This window comes from Campylobacter sp. BCW_4338 (assembly GCF_001763255.1).
Classification (GTDB): Bacteria; Campylobacterota; Campylobacteria; order Campylobacterales; family Campylobacteraceae; genus Campylobacter_D; species Campylobacter_D jejuni.
The window spans coordinates 1-1,326 of record NZ_MJYJ01000049.1; the positions used below are offsets into that span (position 1 = coordinate 1).

Annotated in this window: 2 protein-coding genes; both read right to left on the reverse strand. The window is 26.0% G+C overall.

The features are described 5' to 3' along the window. Positions 1–173: 173 nt before the first annotated feature. On the reverse strand, positions 174–734 hold the full coding sequence (locus AJN69_RS05430) for an imm11 family protein (protein WP_070287980.1): 561 nt from the start codon (positions 732–734) through the stop codon (positions 174–176). After that, a partial coding sequence (locus AJN69_RS10360) for an AHH domain-containing protein (RefSeq protein ID WP_261663829.1) occupies positions 734–1,326 on the reverse strand: 593 nt, incomplete at its 5' end. The genes AJN69_RS10360 and AJN69_RS05430, both read right to left, overlap by 1 nt.

Sequence of the window (1,326 nt, forward strand, 5' to 3'; positions counted from 1 at the left end):
CTCCTGAATGTTTATAAGAAGGATACCAATCTGTATCAATCAACTTTTCTTCTTCTATAATTAATTCTGCTTGTTCTCTTGTCATTTTTTATCCTTTATTATGGTATTTGTTTGATAAAACCTAATAAGTTTATATAATTTATAATTGTAATATTTTTATATGTTTATTAATTTTAATATACCATAACTTCACTAAAACTAAAACCTAATAAATTGTTTTCTCTTACTATTTTTTTAAATTCACTTGATACAAAAACAGGTATTTCATCATCTTTAATTCTAAATATATGACTTCCATCAAGTTTTGATTTTTTTAAAACAGCTTTAGTAATACTTAAATATTCATTATTATCACCCATATAAGTATATACAGAATGTTCATAATCTAAAGCTTCAAGTGATTTTATTACATGCATAATTTTACAATCATAATAATTTATTTCCTGACTTTTAATTTCTACATCCAAATATTGCACACAATCTTTGATTAAATCTTGCATTAAATTTATAAATTTAGGAGAGACTATACGCCAACCACAGTCATTGTGTATAAGATCAGTTAATATGTCTCCTTCATTTTTGTCTATTTTAAAACTAGGTGTTTGCCAATTTGTGATAGGTTTGGATTCTAAAAGTGCATATTCATCATTATTTTTTATATCTACAAGATCACAAGAGTACCAATTATCCACATCATTATGATTATAGTTATACATCATTTTATAATATTTCATTATTTTCTCTCCTTATAGTAATCTTTATGAAGTATAGCAGGATTATTTTTGACTTCTTCTTTTAGTTTTTCAAATTCTTTTAAGAATTTATTCTTATCTCCTCTTGCTATTTTATCAATTTTACTCATTTTTTCAAGAATATATTCATGATATTCATTAGGATGTCTTCCGCGATGTGGCATTTTAACTTTATTCCAATCTCCATCTAATTCCAAGCTATATTTTTTTGTTATTTTTTGAAATTCTTTAGTAAATCTTTTATTCTTATCAGTGGCAATATGATGGGTTTGAATTGATGATTGTTTGTTATCATCTCCTATCCCTTGCCATCTTATCCTATCATACTTAATCTTAGCAAGAGGACTAGCTTGTATTTTAGCTAAAGCAAATTTAATCTTATTGCCTTTAGGTATAGAAAGTACAGGATAGCCTTTATTACTTACTCCTATTAAGCCCATTTGATAAACGGAATATTTATTATTGATTTTATGCTTTGAATAAGTATAAGGAAATACCAAAGCAACTTTAGTACAAGGTCCTCCAGCTACTGGAGGATTTAAACATCCACTTATACTAGCTCCTTGTATTTCAT

Bases quoted from the DNA above. Each gene is read 5' to 3' on its own strand.
- AJN69_RS05430 (WP_070287980.1), bottom strand. From the start codon at position 734: ATGAAATATTATAAAATGATGTATAACTATAATCATAATGATGTGGAT.